The organism is Sphingobium cyanobacteriorum (assembly GCF_030580935.1).
Classification (GTDB): Bacteria; Pseudomonadota; Alphaproteobacteria; order Sphingomonadales; family Sphingomonadaceae; genus Sphingobium; species Sphingobium cyanobacteriorum.
This window is the reverse complement of sequence record NZ_JAUQOM010000001.1, coordinates 654,193-669,522: the sequence shown is the minus strand read 5'-3', so window position 1 is coordinate 669,522 and position 15,330 is coordinate 654,193. Positions and strand designations below refer to the sequence as shown.

General features: G+C 64.4%; 18 protein-coding genes and 1 tRNA gene. 9 read left to right on the top strand and 10 right to left on the bottom strand.

Translation table 11 applies throughout. The annotated features are described in order from the left end of the window. Window positions 1-24: 24 nt before the first annotated feature. Window positions 25-720, bottom strand: a complete 696-nt coding sequence (gene lipB, locus Q4610_RS03285) for a lipoyl(octanoyl) transferase LipB (protein WP_304534566.1) — start codon at window positions 718-720, stop codon at window positions 25-27. Window positions 721-796: 76 nt separating this feature from the next. Here lipB and Q4610_RS03280 point away from each other — a divergent pair, with 76 nt between their 5' ends. Continuing rightward, the gene (locus Q4610_RS03280; protein WP_304534565.1) at window positions 797-1,591 is read left to right on the top strand and encodes a hypothetical protein; all 795 of its coding nucleotides are present in this window, start codon (window positions 797-799) and stop codon (window positions 1,589-1,591) included. Here Q4610_RS03280 and Q4610_RS03275 read toward each other — a convergent pair. Together Q4610_RS03275 and hemF are read right to left on the bottom strand one after the other, a co-directional pair. Beyond that, entirely contained in the window at window positions 1,588-2,172 is a 585-nt protein-coding gene (locus Q4610_RS03275; protein ID WP_304534564.1) for a GNAT family N-acetyltransferase, read from the bottom strand. The two genes, Q4610_RS03280 and Q4610_RS03275, sit on opposite strands and share 4 nt — an antisense overlap. Continuing rightward, complete coding sequence (gene hemF, locus Q4610_RS03270) at window positions 2,172-3,029, bottom strand: oxygen-dependent coproporphyrinogen oxidase (protein ID WP_304534563.1); 858 nt, start codon at window positions 3,027-3,029, stop codon at window positions 2,172-2,174. The genes Q4610_RS03275 and hemF overlap by 1 nt, the downstream gene beginning before the upstream one ends. A gap of 201 nt (window positions 3,030-3,230) precedes the next feature. Here hemF and Q4610_RS03265 point away from each other — a divergent pair, with 201 nt between their 5' ends. Then, complete coding sequence (locus tag Q4610_RS03265; protein WP_304534562.1) at window positions 3,231-4,091, top strand: FkbM family methyltransferase; 861 nt, start codon at window positions 3,231-3,233, stop codon at window positions 4,089-4,091. 6 nt (window positions 4,092-4,097) lie between these two features. On the opposite strand, the gene Q4610_RS03260 is transcribed toward Q4610_RS03265, so the two are convergent. Next, window positions 4,098-4,556: a tRNA (cytidine(34)-2'-O)-methyltransferase gene (locus Q4610_RS03260; protein WP_304534561.1), complete on the bottom strand. Its 459-nt coding sequence runs from the start codon at window positions 4,554-4,556 to the stop codon at window positions 4,098-4,100. A 207-nt stretch (window positions 4,557-4,763) separates the two neighbouring features. On the opposite strand from Q4610_RS03260, the gene petA reads away from it, so the two are divergent. From petA to Q4610_RS03240, 4 genes are all read left to right on the top strand, one after another. Further along, entirely contained in the window at window positions 4,764-5,330 is a 567-nt protein-coding gene (gene petA, locus Q4610_RS03255; protein WP_304534560.1) for a ubiquinol-cytochrome c reductase iron-sulfur subunit, read from the top strand. A gap of 11 nt (window positions 5,331-5,341) precedes the next feature. After that, complete coding sequence (locus Q4610_RS03250) at window positions 5,342-6,634, top strand: cytochrome b (protein WP_304534559.1); 1,293 nt, start codon at window positions 5,342-5,344, stop codon at window positions 6,632-6,634. 14 nt (window positions 6,635-6,648) lie between these two features. Next, window positions 6,649-7,497 (top strand): cytochrome c1, encoded by an 849-nt coding sequence (locus Q4610_RS03245; protein WP_304534558.1) that lies wholly within the window; start codon window positions 6,649-6,651, stop codon window positions 7,495-7,497. Between the two features lie 71 nt (window positions 7,498-7,568). After that, complete coding sequence (locus Q4610_RS03240; RefSeq protein WP_304534557.1) at window positions 7,569-8,102, top strand: adenine phosphoribosyltransferase; 534 nt, start codon at window positions 7,569-7,571, stop codon at window positions 8,100-8,102. A gap of 45 nt (window positions 8,103-8,147) precedes the next feature. Here Q4610_RS03240 and Q4610_RS03235 read toward each other — a convergent pair whose 3' ends face one another. Then, the gene (locus tag Q4610_RS03235) at window positions 8,148-8,777 is read right to left on the bottom strand and encodes a 5'-methylthioadenosine/S-adenosylhomocysteine nucleosidase (protein WP_304534556.1); all 630 of its coding nucleotides are present in this window, start codon (window positions 8,775-8,777) and stop codon (window positions 8,148-8,150) included. 102 nt (window positions 8,778-8,879) lie between these two features. On the opposite strand from Q4610_RS03235, the gene Q4610_RS03230 reads away from it, so the two are divergent. Beyond that, entirely contained in the window at window positions 8,880-9,038 is a 159-nt protein-coding gene (locus Q4610_RS03230) for a hypothetical protein (protein WP_304534555.1), read from the top strand. A 66-nt stretch (window positions 9,039-9,104) separates the two neighbouring features. On the opposite strand, the gene Q4610_RS03225 is transcribed toward Q4610_RS03230, so the two are convergent. Together Q4610_RS03225 and cpdR are read right to left on the bottom strand one after the other, a co-directional pair. Beyond that, window positions 9,105-9,179 (bottom strand) — tRNA-Val (locus Q4610_RS03225). Window positions 9,180-9,354: 175 nt separating this feature from the next. Next, on the bottom strand, window positions 9,355-9,732 hold the full coding sequence (cpdR, locus tag Q4610_RS03220; RefSeq protein ID WP_304534554.1) for a cell cycle two-component system response regulator CpdR: 378 nt from the start codon (window positions 9,730-9,732) through the stop codon (window positions 9,355-9,357). A 142-nt stretch (window positions 9,733-9,874) separates the two neighbouring features. On the opposite strand from cpdR, the gene Q4610_RS03215 reads away from it, so the two are divergent. Continuing rightward, a complete protein-coding gene (locus Q4610_RS03215) occupies window positions 9,875-10,768 on the top strand; it encodes an N-formylglutamate amidohydrolase (protein WP_304534553.1) in 894 nt (297 codons plus the stop codon). Between the two features lie 3 nt (window positions 10,769-10,771). Here the strand turns inward: Q4610_RS03215 and Q4610_RS03210 are convergent, their stop codons facing one another. The 3 genes from Q4610_RS03210 to Q4610_RS03200 are packed head-to-tail and all read right to left on the bottom strand — an operon-like array spanning window position 10,772 to window position 14,119. Further along, the gene (locus Q4610_RS03210; protein ID WP_304534863.1) at window positions 10,772-12,679 is read right to left on the bottom strand and encodes an acyltransferase family protein; all 1,908 of its coding nucleotides are present in this window, start codon (window positions 12,677-12,679) and stop codon (window positions 10,772-10,774) included. A 10-nt stretch (window positions 12,680-12,689) separates the two neighbouring features. Next, window positions 12,690-13,058, bottom strand: a complete 369-nt coding sequence (locus Q4610_RS03205) for a hypothetical protein (RefSeq protein ID WP_304534552.1) — start codon at window positions 13,056-13,058, stop codon at window positions 12,690-12,692. A 56-nt stretch (window positions 13,059-13,114) separates the two neighbouring features. After that, entirely contained in the window at window positions 13,115-14,119 is a 1,005-nt protein-coding gene (locus tag Q4610_RS03200; RefSeq protein WP_304534551.1) for a class 1 fructose-bisphosphatase, read from the bottom strand. A gap of 204 nt (window positions 14,120-14,323) precedes the next feature. Here Q4610_RS03200 and Q4610_RS03195 point away from each other — a divergent pair, with 204 nt between their 5' ends. Then, a complete protein-coding gene (locus Q4610_RS03195; RefSeq protein ID WP_304534550.1) occupies window positions 14,324-15,112 on the top strand; it encodes a TerC family protein in 789 nt (262 codons plus the stop codon). Window positions 15,113-15,330: the final 218 nt, after the last annotated feature.

Here is a 15,330-nt window from a genome sequence, read left to right as displayed (position 1 = left end):
CGGCCGGCAAAAGAAACCGCGACCCTAGCGATCCGTTCCGCATTGCTCAACCCCCGCGCCGCAACGCGCCAAGCGGCTGAGAAAAGCCGGGAAATGCGCTTTTAGCGCGGCGTCGAGCGCAGCCATGGAAGCGTCTCTGCCCAGCGCTGCGATGCTGGTGACGGGATAGTCGCTGATGCCGCACGGCACGATGCCCCCGAAATGGGACAGGTCGGGATCGACATTGATCGAAAAGCCGTGGAGCGTGACCCAGCGCCGCACCCGGATGCCGAGCGCGCCGATCTTCGCCTCCCGACCGTCCCGGTCATCGGTCCAGATGCCGATCCGGCCTTCGGCCCGGCGCGCCGCGATGTCCAGATCGGCGAGCGCGGCGATCATCCAGCCTTCGAGATGATGGACGAAGTTGCGGACATCCTTGCCCCGTTCGCGCAGATCGATGTTGAGATAGCCGATCCGCTGCCCCGGCCCATGATAGGTGTAGCGGCCGCCGCGCCCGGCGTCATGGACGGGAAAGCGCGGGTCGATCAGTTCGGCCGGGTCGGCGCTGGTGCCGGCGGTGTAGAGCGGGGGATGCTCAAGCAGCCAGACCCGTTCGGTCGCCTGCCCGTCATGGATGGTGGCGGCGCGCGCCTCCATGTCGGCCAGTGCGGTCGGATAGTCCACCGGCGCATCGGCGACGCGCCATTCGACCGACGATGGAAAGGGCAGGGGCTGCGTCATGGCGCTTCCTTGACTTGAAGTGAGCGAGCGATCAAGGCTCGCCTCCTCTTTTGCGGACAGAGATCAGGTTCAACATATGGCGACAATGTCGATCGGCAAGGCGTGGCAGGACAGCCTGGCCTTCATCAAGCGGGAGGGGCATCTGCTGTTCCCGGTCGCCCTGCTGTTCCTGTCGGTGCCGCTGGCGATCGTGCAGCAGATGGTGCCTGCCAATTACATGCAGATGCAGCCGGGGCAGACGATGGCATCGCTGCCGCCGTTGCCGGCCGGGGCCAGCGTCGGCATCCTGCTGGGCGCGATCGTCATGGTGGTGGGGTCGCTGTCGGTCTATGCGCTGGCACTGCGGCCGGGCATCAGCGTGGCCGAAGCGATCCGGCTGGCGCTGTCGCGGCTGCCGATGCTGATCGGTGCGTCGATGATCGTGGGCCTTGCGCTGATGGTGGCGCTGTTCGCGGTGGCGATGGTCGGCGGGCTGCTGGCGGCGGTGATCGGCAAGGCGGGCGGGGTGCAACTGTCGGTCCTGCTGATGACCGGCGTGCTGCTCTATATCGGTGCGCGGCTGGTGCCGCTGAGCGCGGTGGTGATCGACCGGCGTTCGGGCGTGATCATGTCGGTGCGCGCGGCGCTGGCGCTGACGAAGGGGCAGGTCGGTCGCATGGCGGCGTTCCTGATGATATCGATGATCCTGATCTTCATCGTCCAACTGGCGGTGCAGTCGGCGGTCGGCGTGGTCGCGACGCTGGCGCTGGGCAAGGAAAGCGGCCGTTCGATCAGCGATCTGGCGGTCGCGCTGACTTCGGGCGTGCTCAACGTCTATCTGCTGGTGCTGACCGCGCGCATCTATCGCCAGCTTGAAGAGGCTGCGGCTTAACCCAGCAGCGGCACATGCGGCGCGGCGTCGCGCGGCAGCACGCCCGCCAGGCGCGGATCGGCGAACGTCTCTATTTCCCGGCCGACCGGCACGAAGCCCGATTTCAAATAGAAGCCGAGCGCAGCCGGGCTGTCGAGCGTGCAAGTGTGAACCCGGAAACGGGCCACCCCCTTGCGCCAGGCGAGTGATTTCGCCTGTGCCATCAGCCAGCGGCCAAAGCCCTTGCCGGTCAATTGCGGGATGAGGCCGAAGAAGCTGAGTTCGCAATCGGGCATGAATCGGAAATCCAGTTCCAGCAGGCCGACTTCGGCGCCGCGCGGATCGATGACGGCATAGACCTCCACCGCCCGGTCATGGAGGATCGCCGCCAGGGCCGCATCGTGCATGACCAGGCGGGAGAACCAGAGCCACGGCTCTCCGACACGCCGGAACAGGGTGCGATAGGCGTCGAGGTCCGGCGCTTTCCATCGCACCAGCCGCAGCGGCGCGATCGGGAGCGGCGCGGGCCTGGGTCTGTCGCGCATCTCCAGATGGGTGACGACCGCCGCCACCATGCCTGGCTCGACGGGCAGGAAGGGCATCAGTTCCAGCTTGCCATCGGCGGCAGGCTCATCAGGATGGCATCGATATTGCCGCCGGTCTTGAGCCCGAACAGCGTGCCGCGATCATGGACCAGGTTGAATTCGGCGTAGCGGCCGCGCCATTCCAGCATCGTGGCATAGTCGGCATCGGTCCAGGCTTCCCCCATGCGCCGTCGCACGATCGGCGGGAAGGCGGCGAGGAAAGCGTCGCCGACCGCGCGGGTGAAGGCGAAGTTGGCGTCGAACCCCGCATCATCGGCGCATTCGAGATGATCGTAGAAAATCCCGCCGACGCCGCGGTGGACGCCGCGATGGGGGATGAAGAAATAGTCGTCGGCCCACGCCTTGAAACGGGGATAATGGTCCAGGTCATGGGCGTCGCAGGCGGCCTTGAATATGGCGTGAAAGTGATTCGTATCCTCTTCGCGCGGCAGCGGCGGATTAAGGTCCGCGCCGCCGCCGAACCAGCTCTTGGTCGTGACCAGATAGCGGGTGTTCATATGCACCGCCGGGACATGCGGGTTGGTCATATGCGCGACCAGGCTGATGCCGGTGGCGAAAAAGGCGGGATCGTCGGCCGCGCCATGGATGGTCTGGGCGAAGCCGGGGGCGAATTCCCCCCCCACGGTGGAGACGTTGACGCCGACCTTTTCGAAGATCTTCCCCTTCATCACCCCGCGCACGCCGCCGCCACCCTCACCAGGCGCCTGGCCTTCGGCCTCCCGGTCCCAGGCGGTGAAGGCGAAGCGCGCGTCGCTGCCGGCTTCCCGCTCGATCGCTTCGAATTCAGCGCAGATGCGATCCCGCAGCGATTCGAACCATGTGCGTGCCGCCTGTTGGCGAATGTCCAGTTTCATCCGAAGTTCCATTCTGCCGAGCGTTCATGCTGCAACTGGCGCGGATGCCCCGACGCAGGGGCATTATCAAGGCTGGAAATCACATCTGTTTCATGCTCAGTGCCTTTGCTAGCCGCCGTCATGCGGATCAGGCATGGCTTTCGGTGAAGGAAACAGCGTTTGAAACGATTGCAGGGAATAAAACGTCGCTGGCAGCGTTGGATGCTGTCGTCCGATTCGACGCAGCAGTCGCGTATCCTGGGGCTGAACGACCTGATCCGCCGGTCGCGTGAGATCAACCAGACTCACATCCGTTCGATGGGGCGCACCGTGGTCCTCGATTCGCGCACCGCGATCACGCGGGTGCTGGGGCGATACAAGATGTTCGTGGATCCCTCTGATCTGGCGATTTCGGTTCATCTGATGTTCGACGGTTTCTGGGAAATGTGGCTGACCGAAGAAATGATACGGCTGGTAAAGCCCGGAATGGTCGTTGCCGATGTCGGCGCCAATCTGGGCTATTTCTCGATCCTCATGGCGGATATTGTAGGGCCGGCCGGTAAGGTACTGGCCTATGAACCCAATCCCGAAATGGCCGATCTGATGCGGCGCAGCCTGCTGGTCAACGGCCTGTTGCCGCAGGTCGACATCGTGCAATCGCCGCTGACGGGAATCAGCGGCGAAGCCGTCACGCTCTATTATAATCGCGAACAACCTGGCGGCGCCTTCGTCACCACCGGGCATCGGGACGATCATGAGGTCGGCATTTCCCTGTTTAGCCGTCGGTTCGACGACCATCCCGATGCACAGCGCGTGCAATTTGCAAAGATCGATGCAGAAGGGGCGGAAGAAGGCATATGGGCCGGCATGGCCATGATGCTGGCCGGCGACAGTCTGCGCACGGTCGTGATGGAATGGTGCGCCTGCCGCTATCGCGATCCCGCCGCCTTTCTTGCCGCGATGACGGCGCCGGGTTTCACCCTGTCGCATCTCGATCCGTCCAGCGGCGTCACGCCGGTCAGCGCGCAGGCGGTGCTGGCCGATTCGCCCTATCGCGAGTGGTTGTTCGTCTTGCAGCGCTGAGCGCCTCTATCCGGGGAATGTCCCGGTCTGGCGCAGGGCTTCGGCAACGGCGATCCCTGTGGAAACGGCGATGTTCAGGGACCGAAAGCCCGGCGCCATCGGGATGCGGACGCGAATGTCCGCCATGTCGCGCACGGCGTCGGGCACGCCGGCGCTTTCGGACCCCATCAATATTATGTCGTTTTCCCGGAACTGTACGTCGGGCAACCGTTGCGAGGCATGGGCGCTCATCAACAGCAGCCGGCGGCCTTCCGCCCGTCGAACCGCATCGAAAAGGGCGAAACTGGCGTGGCGGGTGACATCGGCGGATTGCCCGTAATCCATCGCCGCGCGTTTCAGCCGGGCGTCGGAAAAGGCGAATCCGGTGGGCATGATGATGTCGACGGGCACCTGGAAACAGGCGGCCAGGCGCAGGATCGCGCCGACATTGCCCGCAATTTCCGGTTGATACAGGGCGATACGCATGGTGCAGCGCCATAGTCGATTGGGAGCATTTGCAACAGACTATGCAATATTGCGACTGGCAAAGCGCGCGCAGTGCGGTTATCACGCCCTCGAACCACGCCGGGGGGTAGGCGGGGTCAGCCCAGGCTGACGACCCAAATCCCTCGATAATCAGCGCCGGAAACGGCATTTCGGTGTGGCAGGGAAGTCTTGCAAGGGTAGAGGTGCATGGCGAGCGTAGAGCATTCTGATGGCCCAGGTCTATCCGGCGGAGAAGGGGTGCGCCGCCGCGATTTTATCAATATCGCGGCCGTGGGCTTCGCGGGGGTCGGTGCTGTCGCCGTCGTCGTGCCGCTGATCGACCAGATGAACCCCAGTGCCGATGTGTTGGCGCTGGCGTCGACGGAAGTCGACCTGTCGGCGATTCAGCCGGGACAGGCGATAAAGACCACGTTCCGCGCGCAGCCGCTGTTCGTGCGGCATCTGACCGACAAGGAAATCGCCGAAGCCGACAAGGTGGACGCATCCACGCTGCGCGATCCGCAGACGCTGGAGGAACGCACTGTCGGTGGCAAAAAACAGTGGCTGGTGACGATGGGTGTGTGCACCCATCTGGGCTGCGTTCCGCTGGGCGCGGGCGAAGGCGAGAATCGTGGCGAATATGGCGGTTATTTCTGCCCCTGCCATGGCTCGTCCTATGACACCGCGGCCCGCATTCGTAAGGGGCCTGCACCCAAGAACCTGGAAGTTCCGAAGTTCAGCTTCACTTCCGACACCGCCATTCTCGTGGGCTGAGGGGGACCATCATGAGCTTTCCATGGGCTGAACATTATGCCCCCAAGCATCCGCTGATGCAGTGGGTCGACGAGAAGCTGCCGTTGCCGCGTCTCGTCTATAATGCGATCGGTGCGGGCTATCCGGTGCCGCGCAATCTCAATTATTTCTGGAATTTCGGCGTGCTTGCCGGTGTGGCGCTGGTGATCCAGATCGTCACCGGCGTGATCATGGCGATGCATTATGGCGCCAATGACCTGGTTGCCTTCAGCACCGTCGAGCAGACCATGCGGGACGTGAATGCCGGCTGGTTGATGCGTTACGCGCATGCCAATGGCGCCAGCTTCTTCTTCATCGTGGTCTATCTCCACATCTTCCGCGGCCTCTTCTTCGGTTCCTACAAGGCGCCGCGTGAAATGGTGTGGCTGCTGGGCCTGGTCATCTTCCTCCTCATGATGGCGACCGCCTTCATGGGCTATGTGCTGCCCTGGGGGCAGATGAGCTATTGGGGCGCGAAGGTGATCACCGGCCTGTTCGGCGCGATCCCGGTGGTGGGCGAACCGATCCAGACCTGGCTGCTGGGCGGCTTCGCGCCTGGCAACGCCTCGCTCAACCGCTTCTTCTCGCTGCACTTCCTGCTGCCCTTCGTGATTGCGGGCGTCATCATCCTGCACATCTGGGCGCTGCATATCCCAGGCTCGTCCAACCCGACTGGCGTGGAAGTACAGGGTCCGCAGGACACGGTGCCGTTCCATCCCTATTATACGGCCAAGGACGGCTTCGGGCTGGGCGTGTTCCTGATCTGCTTTGCGACCATGCTGTTCTTCGCGCCCAACTTCCTGGGCCACCCGGACAATTATATCGAGGCGAACCCGCTTTCGACGCCTGCGCATATCGTGCCCGAATGGTATTTCTGGCCCTTCTACGCGATCCTGCGCGCCTTCACCGTCGATTTCTTCTTCGTGCCGGCCAAGCTGCTGGGCGTGCTGGCGATGTTCGCATCGATCCTGCTGCTCTTCTTCCTGCCCTGGCTGGATACGTCGCCGGTGCGGTCGGGCCATTATCGCCCGGTGTTCAAGAAGTTCTTCATCATCCTGCTGATCGATGTGGCGATCCTGGGCTATTGCGGCGGCGCGCCGGCGGAAGAGCCTTATGTGATGATTTCGCAGATCGCGGCGGCCTATTATTTCGCCCACTTCCTGATCGTCCTGCCGCTGATCTCGCGCTTTGAAAAGCCGTTGCCGCTGCCGGGTTCGATCACGGAATCGGTGCTGGCCAAATATGGCAAGGCTGACGGCGAAATCGCCGCGGTCCCGGCCGAATAAGGGGGTAGACAGATATGGTTCGCATCGGCGCATTTCTCGTCGGCCTCTTCTTCGCTGGCTGGCTGTTCGTTTCCTTCCTCGTGGGCGCCTATTCCTACGTCACCGAGCCACCGGCCAAGACGGTGGAGCAGGCATTCCACCTGCCGCCCAAGCATGTGGCCTTCTCCTTCGACGGCCCCTTCGGCAAATATGACAAGCAGCAGCTCCAGCGCGGCTTCCAGGTGTTCAAGGAAGTCTGCTCGGCCTGCCACAGCCTGAAGTTCGTGGCGTTCCGCGACCTTGAAGCACTCGGCTATAACGAGGCCGAAGTGAAGGCGATCGCCAAGCAGTGGGCCATCAAGACCCCTTCGGTCGATCCTGCCACGGGTGAGGCATCGACCCGCGAGCCGGTGCCGGCGGATTATTTCCCCAAGCCCTTCGCGAACAATGTCGCGGCGGCGGCGGCGAACAACAATGCGATCCCGCCGGATCTGTCGCTGATGACCAAGGCGCGCCACCATGGCACGGCCTATGTCTATTCGCTGATCACGGGGTATCAGAATCAGCCGGCCGCGCTGCTCAAGCAGTTCCCCGACGCCAAGACGCCTGAGGGGCTGCACTACAACCCCTATTTCGCCAACCTGAACCTTGCCATGGCGCCGCCGCTGACGGCCGATGGACAAGTGACCTATGGCGACGGTACGAAGCCGACGGTCGACCAGATGGCCCAGGACGTTGCGGCTTTCCTGACCTGGACCGCCGAACCCAAGCTGGAAAATCGCCGCAAGGCGGGGCTGGCGACCTTGCTCTTCCTGCTGATCGCGACGGGGCTGGCCTATATGTCCTATCAGAATATCTGGGCGGACAAGAAAAAGGCGGCCTGATCCGCTGCAACGGACGAGACGAAAGGGCGCGGTTTCTTGAGGAGGCCGCGCCCTTTTTCTATGGAGGCGACATGAGCAGCGACCTGACCGACCGCATCCGCACCATCCCCGACTTTCCAAAGCCCGGCATCCAGTTCCGCGACATCACGACGCTGCTGGCCGATGGTGACGGGTTGCGCGACCTGACTGCGCGGCTGGCCGACATTGCCCGGCCGCTCGACCCGGACCTGATCGTCGGGATCGAAGCGCGCGGCTTCATCCTGGGGGCGATATTGGCGCAGATGCTGGGCAAGGGATTTGTGCCGGTGCGCAAGAAGGGCAAGCTGCCCGGCAAGACCGTGGGCATCGACTATGTGCTGGAATATGGCACCGACCGGCTGGAGATTCATGAAGGCCAGGTGCCGCAGGGCAGCCGGGTCATCCTGATCGACGATCTGATCGCGACCGGGGGCACGGCGATCGCAGCCGCACAATTGCTGCGCGAACAGGGGGCGGTCCTGCTGATGGCGCTGTTCGCGATCGACCTGCCGGACCTGGGCGGCATGGCCGCGCTGGCGGCGGAGGGCGTCGCGGCGCGGGCGATCATGGCCTTTGACGGCCATTGAGGCCGCGCCAGACGTGACAGGCGGCTATGGCGCTGTCACGCCCGTTCAGCCCGGCTGGGCGCGCAGTGCCGCTTCCAGCCCGTCGACCGCCAGTGCCAGCCGTTCGTCCAGCAGGCCCAGCAGCGCGGTCCAACTGTCGATATGGTCGAGTTCGCCCGGTCCGTCCGACACCCCGCGCAAGCCCATCAGCGGCACGTCGAACCGGGCGCAGGCCCGCGCCACGGCGAAGGTTTCCATATCCACCATGTCCGCATCGATCGCGGCATAATCGTTCCCGCCCACGATATTCGCGCCGGTCGACAGCCGGGCGAGCGGCAGGTCCAGCGGCGTCGCCAGCGGCACATCGACCGGATGGTCGATGAACGGCGTCACGCCTTTGGTGAAGCCCAGGCGGGAGGCATCCATGTCGCGCCAGGAGACGCTGGCGATCTGGAATATGTCGCCCAGCGGGCAAGTGCGCGATCCGGCCGATCCCAGGCAGACGACCAGATCGGGCAAGCCATCCTGCCGGGCCAGGGCCTGCAACGCCATGCCGGTGGCCAGCGCGGCTTCGACCGGCCCAACGCCTGTCATCAGCGGCGTGAAGCGGGCGCGCAGATGCGGTCCATATTCCGCCTCCACCGCCATCACGAACAGCAGGCGTCGCCCGCCGATGATGTCGCATGCTGCCTTCATAGCGTACCCATTTCCGCATTGCCGCTCTGTAATGTCCGGGACATGGCGGTGACATGCGCGAGGGGTATAGTCGAGAGCACAGGATCATTTTGTGAGCTGACCATGCCCGTTCCCGTCCGTCGTCCCCCTATCGTCGCGACCATCGATGACGCGGCCATTACGCCTGCCGATATCGAAGCCTGGGCCAGGGTGGAGCGGGCGCTGGCGGGCAAGCGCCAAGCGTGCCGCAGGCTGCGCATCGGTCACGCCGCAGCGCGATGATCCAGCGTTCGACAATCGGGTAAAAGAGAAAGCCCGCCGCTTCATCTGAAGCGGCGGGCTTTGTCATGGTGGGCGTGGCAAGGATTGAACTTGCGACCCCTGCGATGTCAACACAGTGCTCTACCACTGAGCTACACGCCCGCCGTGGAGGGGGCCAATAACGGGGCTATGTGACTCGCGCAAGGACGAAATTGAAACTGGCCGATATTCTTGTGGACCATGGACGGTTCAACGCCGGGACAGGTGCGACACCCGTTCGGCCCCCGCTCGGCTCCATGCGGGCAGGGAAGAGGATCGCACCCGATCGCTGGGGGGGTCAGCTTAGCCCGGATACCGTCTGGCTGCCGAACATCCGTTCCACTTCCAGCACCAGGTCGCGCAGATGGAAAGGCTTGGACAGCACCTTGGCCTGGGGCACCGCCTTGCCCGCTTTCAGCGTCACGGCGGCAAAGCCGGTGATGAACATGATTCGCGTGTCGGGGGCGACCTGCGCCGTGTGCTGGGCCAGTTCGATACCGTCCATTTCGGGCATGACGATATCGGTCAGCAGCAGGTCGAACCGATCGCTGTTGATATGCGGCAACGCCTCGACGCCGGTGGCCACCGCCACGACCTCATATCCTGATCGTTCGAGCGCACGGGCCAGATAGACCCGCATGCTCTCGTCATCTTCGGCCAGTAAAATGCGAACCATTGCCCCCACACAGTCCCGTCCGGCCGATTCGCCGGTTGTGCGCGCCGCCAACGGGGTGGCGCGAAGCCCGCTTATATGCGACAAGGTGTAAAGATTATCCAGCCAGGCAACGATTTTTGGCGCGCCGGTGAAAGGAGCCGCATTGGATCATCCCGCGCCGTGTTCCCCGACCCTGATCGATCCCGCTTTTGATCTTTACGGCCCGGCCGTGCCGGACCGGCCGGTCATCCTGTCCGTCCCCCATGCCGGGCGGGCTTATCCCGACGATCTGTTGGCCGCCGCGCGTGTGCGGCCGGCGGTGCTGCGACGGCTGGAGGATCGGTGGGTCGATCTTCTGACGCATGGACTGATCGCACGGGGGTTTACTGTCGTCGTCGCGCGGACGCCGCGGGCTATGATCGACCTGAACCGGCATGAGCGGGAAATCGATCCGGCCATGATCGCCGGCTTGCCGCGCGAGGCCCCCTTGCAGAGCAGCACCAAGCTGCGCGGGGGGCTGGGCCTGTTTCCGCGCCGCCTGCCCGAAGCGCATGAATTATGGCGGCAGCCGATGACCTGGGCCGAGGCGTGCCGTCGGATCGAAGGCGTGCACCGGCCCTATCATGCCGTGATTGCGCGATTGATGACGGCAGCGCGGGAGGCGCATGGCCATGCGATCCTGATCGACCTCCATTCCATGCCGCCGCTCCCGCCACCAGCCGCCGGTCGCGTCGCGCCGGGACTGGTGCTGGGCGATCGCTTCGGTCGCAGCGCATCGACCCGGCTGATGACGCTGGCCGCCGACATGATCGAGGCGCGGGGCCTTTGCGTCGCGCAAAATCATCCCTATGCCGGTGATCATATGATCGAGCGGCATGGCCGGCCGGAGCAGGGGATGCACGCCATCCAGGTCGAGATCGACCGCAGCCTCTATCTCGATGTCGCGCTGGAACGACCGGGGCCGGGAGTGGCGCGGATGCAGGCGCTGGTCGCGCATATCGCAGAAGCGCTGGCGGCGGAATTGCCGCGGGCCGGCTATGCGCTGGCGGCGGAATAAGGGTCAGCCGCCCCGCGCCACGACCAGCTTCGCGCCGGTCACGCCCAAATGATGGGAATCGAAATAGAGCGGCCTGCCATCGTGCTGGATCGCGCAGCTTTGCGTGTCGCACAGTGCGGCGACGGGATCGATCAGCCGCACCCCATGCGCCTGCCAGCGGGCGAACAGCGCGCGCAGATGGACGGTGCGCCCATCCACGAAGCGGCGGGTGACGCCTTGGGCCGCATCGGTGCGGCCCGCCTGTGCCAGATGGGCGAGGCGCCGCGGCACGTCGAAGGGCTGGGGCGGGACCGGGCCGATCAGCACCACGTCGCGGCCCAGCGCCCGTAATGCGGCGATCGTGCGGTCGAGCCGGGCGACGAAAGCGGGGGAATCGAAATTTCCGTTGGCCCAGAAAGCGGCCATATAGACGCGGCGGATCGCGGGATCGGCGCGAATCGCATCGAAGGCGGCGCGATTGGCGGCGGCGCAGCGCGGATCCGTGGCGTCATAGCCCAGTACCGGCGGGCAGCTCGACGTGGTGCGTTCGATCAGCGCGCCGCCCCGTGCCTTGGCATCCAGCGAGAGCGCATAGGCCAGTTCGACGCCGTGACTGTCGCCCCACAGCATCGCATCGGGCCGGGTTGCGGCGCCAAGGGTGCAGGGCCGGGCGTTGCGCAGGAATGTGTCGTGGCATTGCTTGCGGCTGGGTGCGAAATCATGCTGGCCCGCCATCTGCGCCAGCGCCGGCGGGTCGAAGCGGGACGGCCAGCCGCCCATGGCCAGCAGCGCCAGCGACAGGATGCACAGGAGCGCCATCGCCGCGCCGGTGAAGCGGAAGATATGGCGTGCCGGCACCCGCCGCGAATCGCGGAAGGGGCACTCGACAAGCCGCCAGGACAGGGTTGCGGCGATCAGCGCCGCAGCAACCACGACGATCCGCGTCCCGCCCGCCAGCGGCATGTCGGTCGCATATTCGGTGAAAACGATCAGTGGCCAATGCCACAGATAGAGCGAGTAAGAAATGAGGCCGACGCCGACCAGCGGCGGCAATGCCAAGATCCGCGCCATGCTGGTCCCTGGCGCGGCATGGATCAGCATGGCCGCGCCCAGCACCGGGGGCAGGGCGGTGATGCCGGGAAAGACGGTGGTGCGATCATAAAAGGTGACAGCGAGTGTGACAGCTAAACAGCCGCTCCACGCCACCAGCTCGCGCGCCCAGCGCGGCCGGATCGACGGCACCGCGCCCAGCGCCAGCAGCGCGCCGGCGAACAATTCCCAGGCGCGGGTCGGCAGCAGGTAGAAGGTGAAGCCGCTGGTGTCGCGCTGCATGAGGATCGCCAGCGCCAGCGATCCCGCCGCGATCAGCGCCACGACCACGATCCGCCAGCGCGGGGCGAAGCGCGCCAGCAGCATCAGCAGGATCGGGAAGCCGATATAATATTGTTCCTCCACCGCCAGCGACCATGTGTGCAGCAGCGGTTTCACGTCCGCGCCGCCGGAAAAATAGCCGGTGTCGGTGAAGAACCAGAGGTTGGAAGCGAACAGGGTGGCGGCCAGCGCCGATCGCGGCACCCCTTCCAGGTCGCCGGGCAGATAGAGCCAGGCCGCCGCCGCCAGCACCGCCAGGATCATCAGCGCCAGCGCGGGCATGATCCGGCGGAAGCGGCGTTCGTAGAAGCGCATCAGCGAGAAACGGCCGTCATCGATTTCGCGGGCGATGATGCCGGTGATCAGAAAGCCGGAGATGACAAAGAAGATGTCGACCCCGACATAGCCGCCCGAAAAGCCGGGGACATGGGCGTGGAACAACAGCACCGGCAGGATGGCGAGCGCCCGCAGCCCGTCTATGTCGCGGCGATAACGCCCGGCTGCGGGGTGGGGGTTGGCGGTCCCGTCCCCCGGTGTCGACGCTGGCGCTGGTCCGTGCATGGCGCCGGGCTTAAAGGCCAAGCCCTGATATTTGCTTTAAGCCGGGCTGTGCGAATCGGAAAAAGAGGGTGGCGGGGTGCCGGGCCATCACGGCCGCGATGGGTAACTGTCCCTGATTGCGCATTGTGCAACTGCCTTCGCGCCCTTCGCATTTGCGAAAATCCAGCCGGTCGGACAGAAAGACTGTGCCTTTCAGGCATCCTCTCCTAAAAACTTTCAGGCCGGTCTCATGATCGGCCTTTTTTTTGTCACGCGCCTGGGCTAGGCAATTGCTGCTGATGCCGCGCCAATAAAAAGTTTCTGGAGAGGAGCCGCCGGTAAGACCGGCATGTGCGGTATGGCTGGGGGATGGAGCGCTTTTGTCGGCGCTCTCCCCCATCTTCTTCCCCCCTGTGGCCGCGCAGCCGGGACGGCATGGCCGCCCCGTTCTCGTCCTTATGCCCGGCCATAGGCGACGATCGTTTCGACCTCCGCCTTGTCGCCCAGGATCACGCCGACCCGCTGGTGCAGCCCGGTCGCCTGCACGTCCATGATCGGCATGAAACCGTCGCTCGACGCGCCGCCGGCCTGTTCGATCAGATAGCTCATCGGATTGGCTTCATACATCAGGCGCAGCTTGGCCTTGCCGGGGGTGCGGTGGTCATAGGGATACATGAAGATGCCGCCGCGCTTCAGAATGCGATGCACGTCCGCCACCATGGAAGCGGTCCAGCGCATGTTGTAATCCTTGCCGCAGGGACCGGCTTCGCCCAGCACCCGTTCCTCGACATAGCGCAGGATCGCGGGCGACCATTGGCGGCGGTTCGACATGTTGATCGCGAATTCGCACTTGCCCTGGGGCATCTGCATGTTCGCGTCGGTCAGAACCCAACTGCCGACTTCGCGGTCCAGGGTGAATTCGTGGACGCCGGTGCCCACGCTGAGCACCAGGATCGTCTGCGGGCCGTAGATGGCATAGCCGGCGGCGACCTGGCTGCGGCCGTCCTGAAGGAAATCCTCCTCCGTCACGTCGCGACCGGCGCAGGCGTCGGGGGCCTTGAGCACCGAGAAGATGGTGCCGACCGACAGGTCGACATCGATATTGCTGGAGCCGTCGATCGGGTCGAACAGCATCAGATATTCGCCCTTGGGATAGCGGTTGGGGATGGGATAGAGCGTTTCCATCTCCTCCGACGCCATCGCGGCCAGGTGCCCGCCCCATTCATTGGCGTCGAGCAGCAGTTCGTTGGCGATGACGTCCAGCTTCTTCTGCACTTCACCCTGCACATTTTCGCTGGTCAGGCTGCCCAGCACTTCGCCCAGCGCGCCCTTGCCGACGGCATGGCTGATCGTCTTGCACGCGCGGGCGACGGTTTCGATCAGAAGGCGCAGTTCGGCGGGCAGCGCATTGGCCTGGCGCTGTTGTTCGATCAGGAAACGGGTCAGGGTCGTTCGGGTCATGGGCCGCCTTTCGGATGGCACGGAAGGATGGATCGTCTTCTCGCTAGGGGAGACAATCCGCCTAGTCCAGCGCGGGAAAGCCGCCCATGGCCCTGTTAGCGCTGTCATGTGACAAAGCATGTCCGGGGCGGGGGTGGGCGGAACCCGGAGCCGCCGCTTCCGTTTCGGTGCCGTGCCGATATTCTGCCTGAGCAAGGGACCATCATGGACAGCCTGATTACCGCCTTCACCGACCCCACCGCCCTGGCCGCGCTGATCGCGCTTGTGGTGATGGAGGTGGTGCTGGGCATCGACAATCTGGTGTTCATTTCCATCCTGACCAATAAATTGCCCGAAGCGCAGCGGCCCAGGGCGCGCAAAATCGGCATCGGGCTGGCGCTGGCGATGCGGCTGGTGCTGCTGTCGATGATCGCCTGGATCGTCGGGCTGACCGCGCCGGTGTTCGATCTGGGCATCAGCGGTCCGCTGGACCAGCATGGCGCGCCCACATTCGAAACCGATTTTTCCTGGCGCGACCTGATCCTGATCGCGGGCGGGCTGTTCCTGATCTGGAAGGCAACCAAGGAAATCCATCACAGCGTCGATCCGGCGGGCGGCGACGATGTGCTGGACAAGAAGAGCGTGGCGACCATGACATTCGGCGCGGCGATCGCGCAGATCATCCTGCTGGACATGATCTTCTCGCTCGATTCGATCCTGACGGCGGTGGGCATGACCGATAATCTGGCGGTCATGTATATCGCCGTGATCGTGGCGGTGACGGTGATGCTGATCGCGGCCGATCCGCTCGCCAACTTCATCGCGCGCAACCCGACCGTGGTGATGCTGGCGCTCGGCTTCCTGCTGATGATCGGCGCGGTGCTGATCGCCGACGGCTTTGGCGTGCATGTGCCCAAGGGTTACATCTATGCGGCGATGGCCTTCTCCACGCTGGTCGAGTGCCTGAACATCTTTGCCCGGCGGGCGCAGGCGCGCAAGAATGCGGCGGCGTAAGGGCGGTCGAAGTTCACACCGTTGTCGGGGAATATCGGCCCAATGCGCTCGCGACGCGCCTGCAAAGCGTCCCCAAAGCGTCACTTCCTACACCATGACGGCATGACAGGCGCGTTAGCGGCGCGTCCATGTTCGCGAAGCAGGGAAGGGCGGGCAGGATGATCCATCGATCAGGATAGATCAGATAAAATCCTACATTGGAAGGGTGTTGGATTAAA

Coding starts and splice junctions, on each gene's coding strand:
- lipB (WP_304534566.1), bottom strand. CDS start 720: ATGACGCAGCCCCTGCCCTTTCCATCGTCGGTCGAATGGCGCGTCGCC.
- Q4610_RS03280 (WP_304534565.1), top strand. CDS start 797: ATGGCGACAATGTCGATCGGCAAGGCGTGGCAGGACAGCCTGGCCTTC.
- Q4610_RS03275 (WP_304534564.1), bottom strand. CDS start 2,172: ATGCCCTTCCTGCCCGTCGAGCCAGGCATGGTGGCGGCGGTCGTCACC.
- hemF (WP_304534563.1), bottom strand. CDS start 3,029: ATGAAACTGGACATTCGCCAACAGGCGGCACGCACATGGTTCGAATCG.
- Q4610_RS03265 (WP_304534562.1), top strand. CDS start 3,231: ATGCTGTCGTCCGATTCGACGCAGCAGTCGCGTATCCTGGGGCTGAAC.
- Q4610_RS03260 (WP_304534561.1), bottom strand. CDS start 4,556: ATGCGTATCGCCCTGTATCAACCGGAAATTGCGGGCAATGTCGGCGCG.
- petA (WP_304534560.1), top strand. CDS start 4,764: ATGGCGAGCGTAGAGCATTCTGATGGCCCAGGTCTATCCGGCGGAGAA.
- Q4610_RS03250 (WP_304534559.1), top strand. CDS start 5,342: ATGAGCTTTCCATGGGCTGAACATTATGCCCCCAAGCATCCGCTGATG.
- Q4610_RS03245 (WP_304534558.1), top strand. CDS start 6,649: ATGGTTCGCATCGGCGCATTTCTCGTCGGCCTCTTCTTCGCTGGCTGG.
- Q4610_RS03240 (WP_304534557.1), top strand. CDS start 7,569: ATGAGCAGCGACCTGACCGACCGCATCCGCACCATCCCCGACTTTCCA.
- Q4610_RS03235 (WP_304534556.1), bottom strand. CDS start 8,777: ATGAAGGCAGCATGCGACATCATCGGCGGGCGACGCCTGCTGTTCGTG.
- Q4610_RS03230 (WP_304534555.1), top strand. CDS start 8,880: ATGCCCGTTCCCGTCCGTCGTCCCCCTATCGTCGCGACCATCGATGAC.
- cpdR (WP_304534554.1), bottom strand. CDS start 9,732: ATGGTTCGCATTTTACTGGCCGAAGATGACGAGAGCATGCGGGTCTAT.
- Q4610_RS03210 (WP_304534863.1), bottom strand. CDS start 12,679: ATGCACGGACCAGCGCCAGCGTCGACACCGGGGGACGGGACCGCCAAC.
- Q4610_RS03205 (WP_304534552.1), bottom strand. CDS start 13,058: ATGGGGGAGAGCGCCGACAAAAGCGCTCCATCCCCCAGCCATACCGCA.
- Q4610_RS03200 (WP_304534551.1), bottom strand. CDS start 14,119: ATGACCCGAACGACCCTGACCCGTTTCCTGATCGAACAACAGCGCCAG.
- Q4610_RS03195 (WP_304534550.1), top strand. CDS start 14,324: ATGGACAGCCTGATTACCGCCTTCACCGACCCCACCGCCCTGGCCGCG.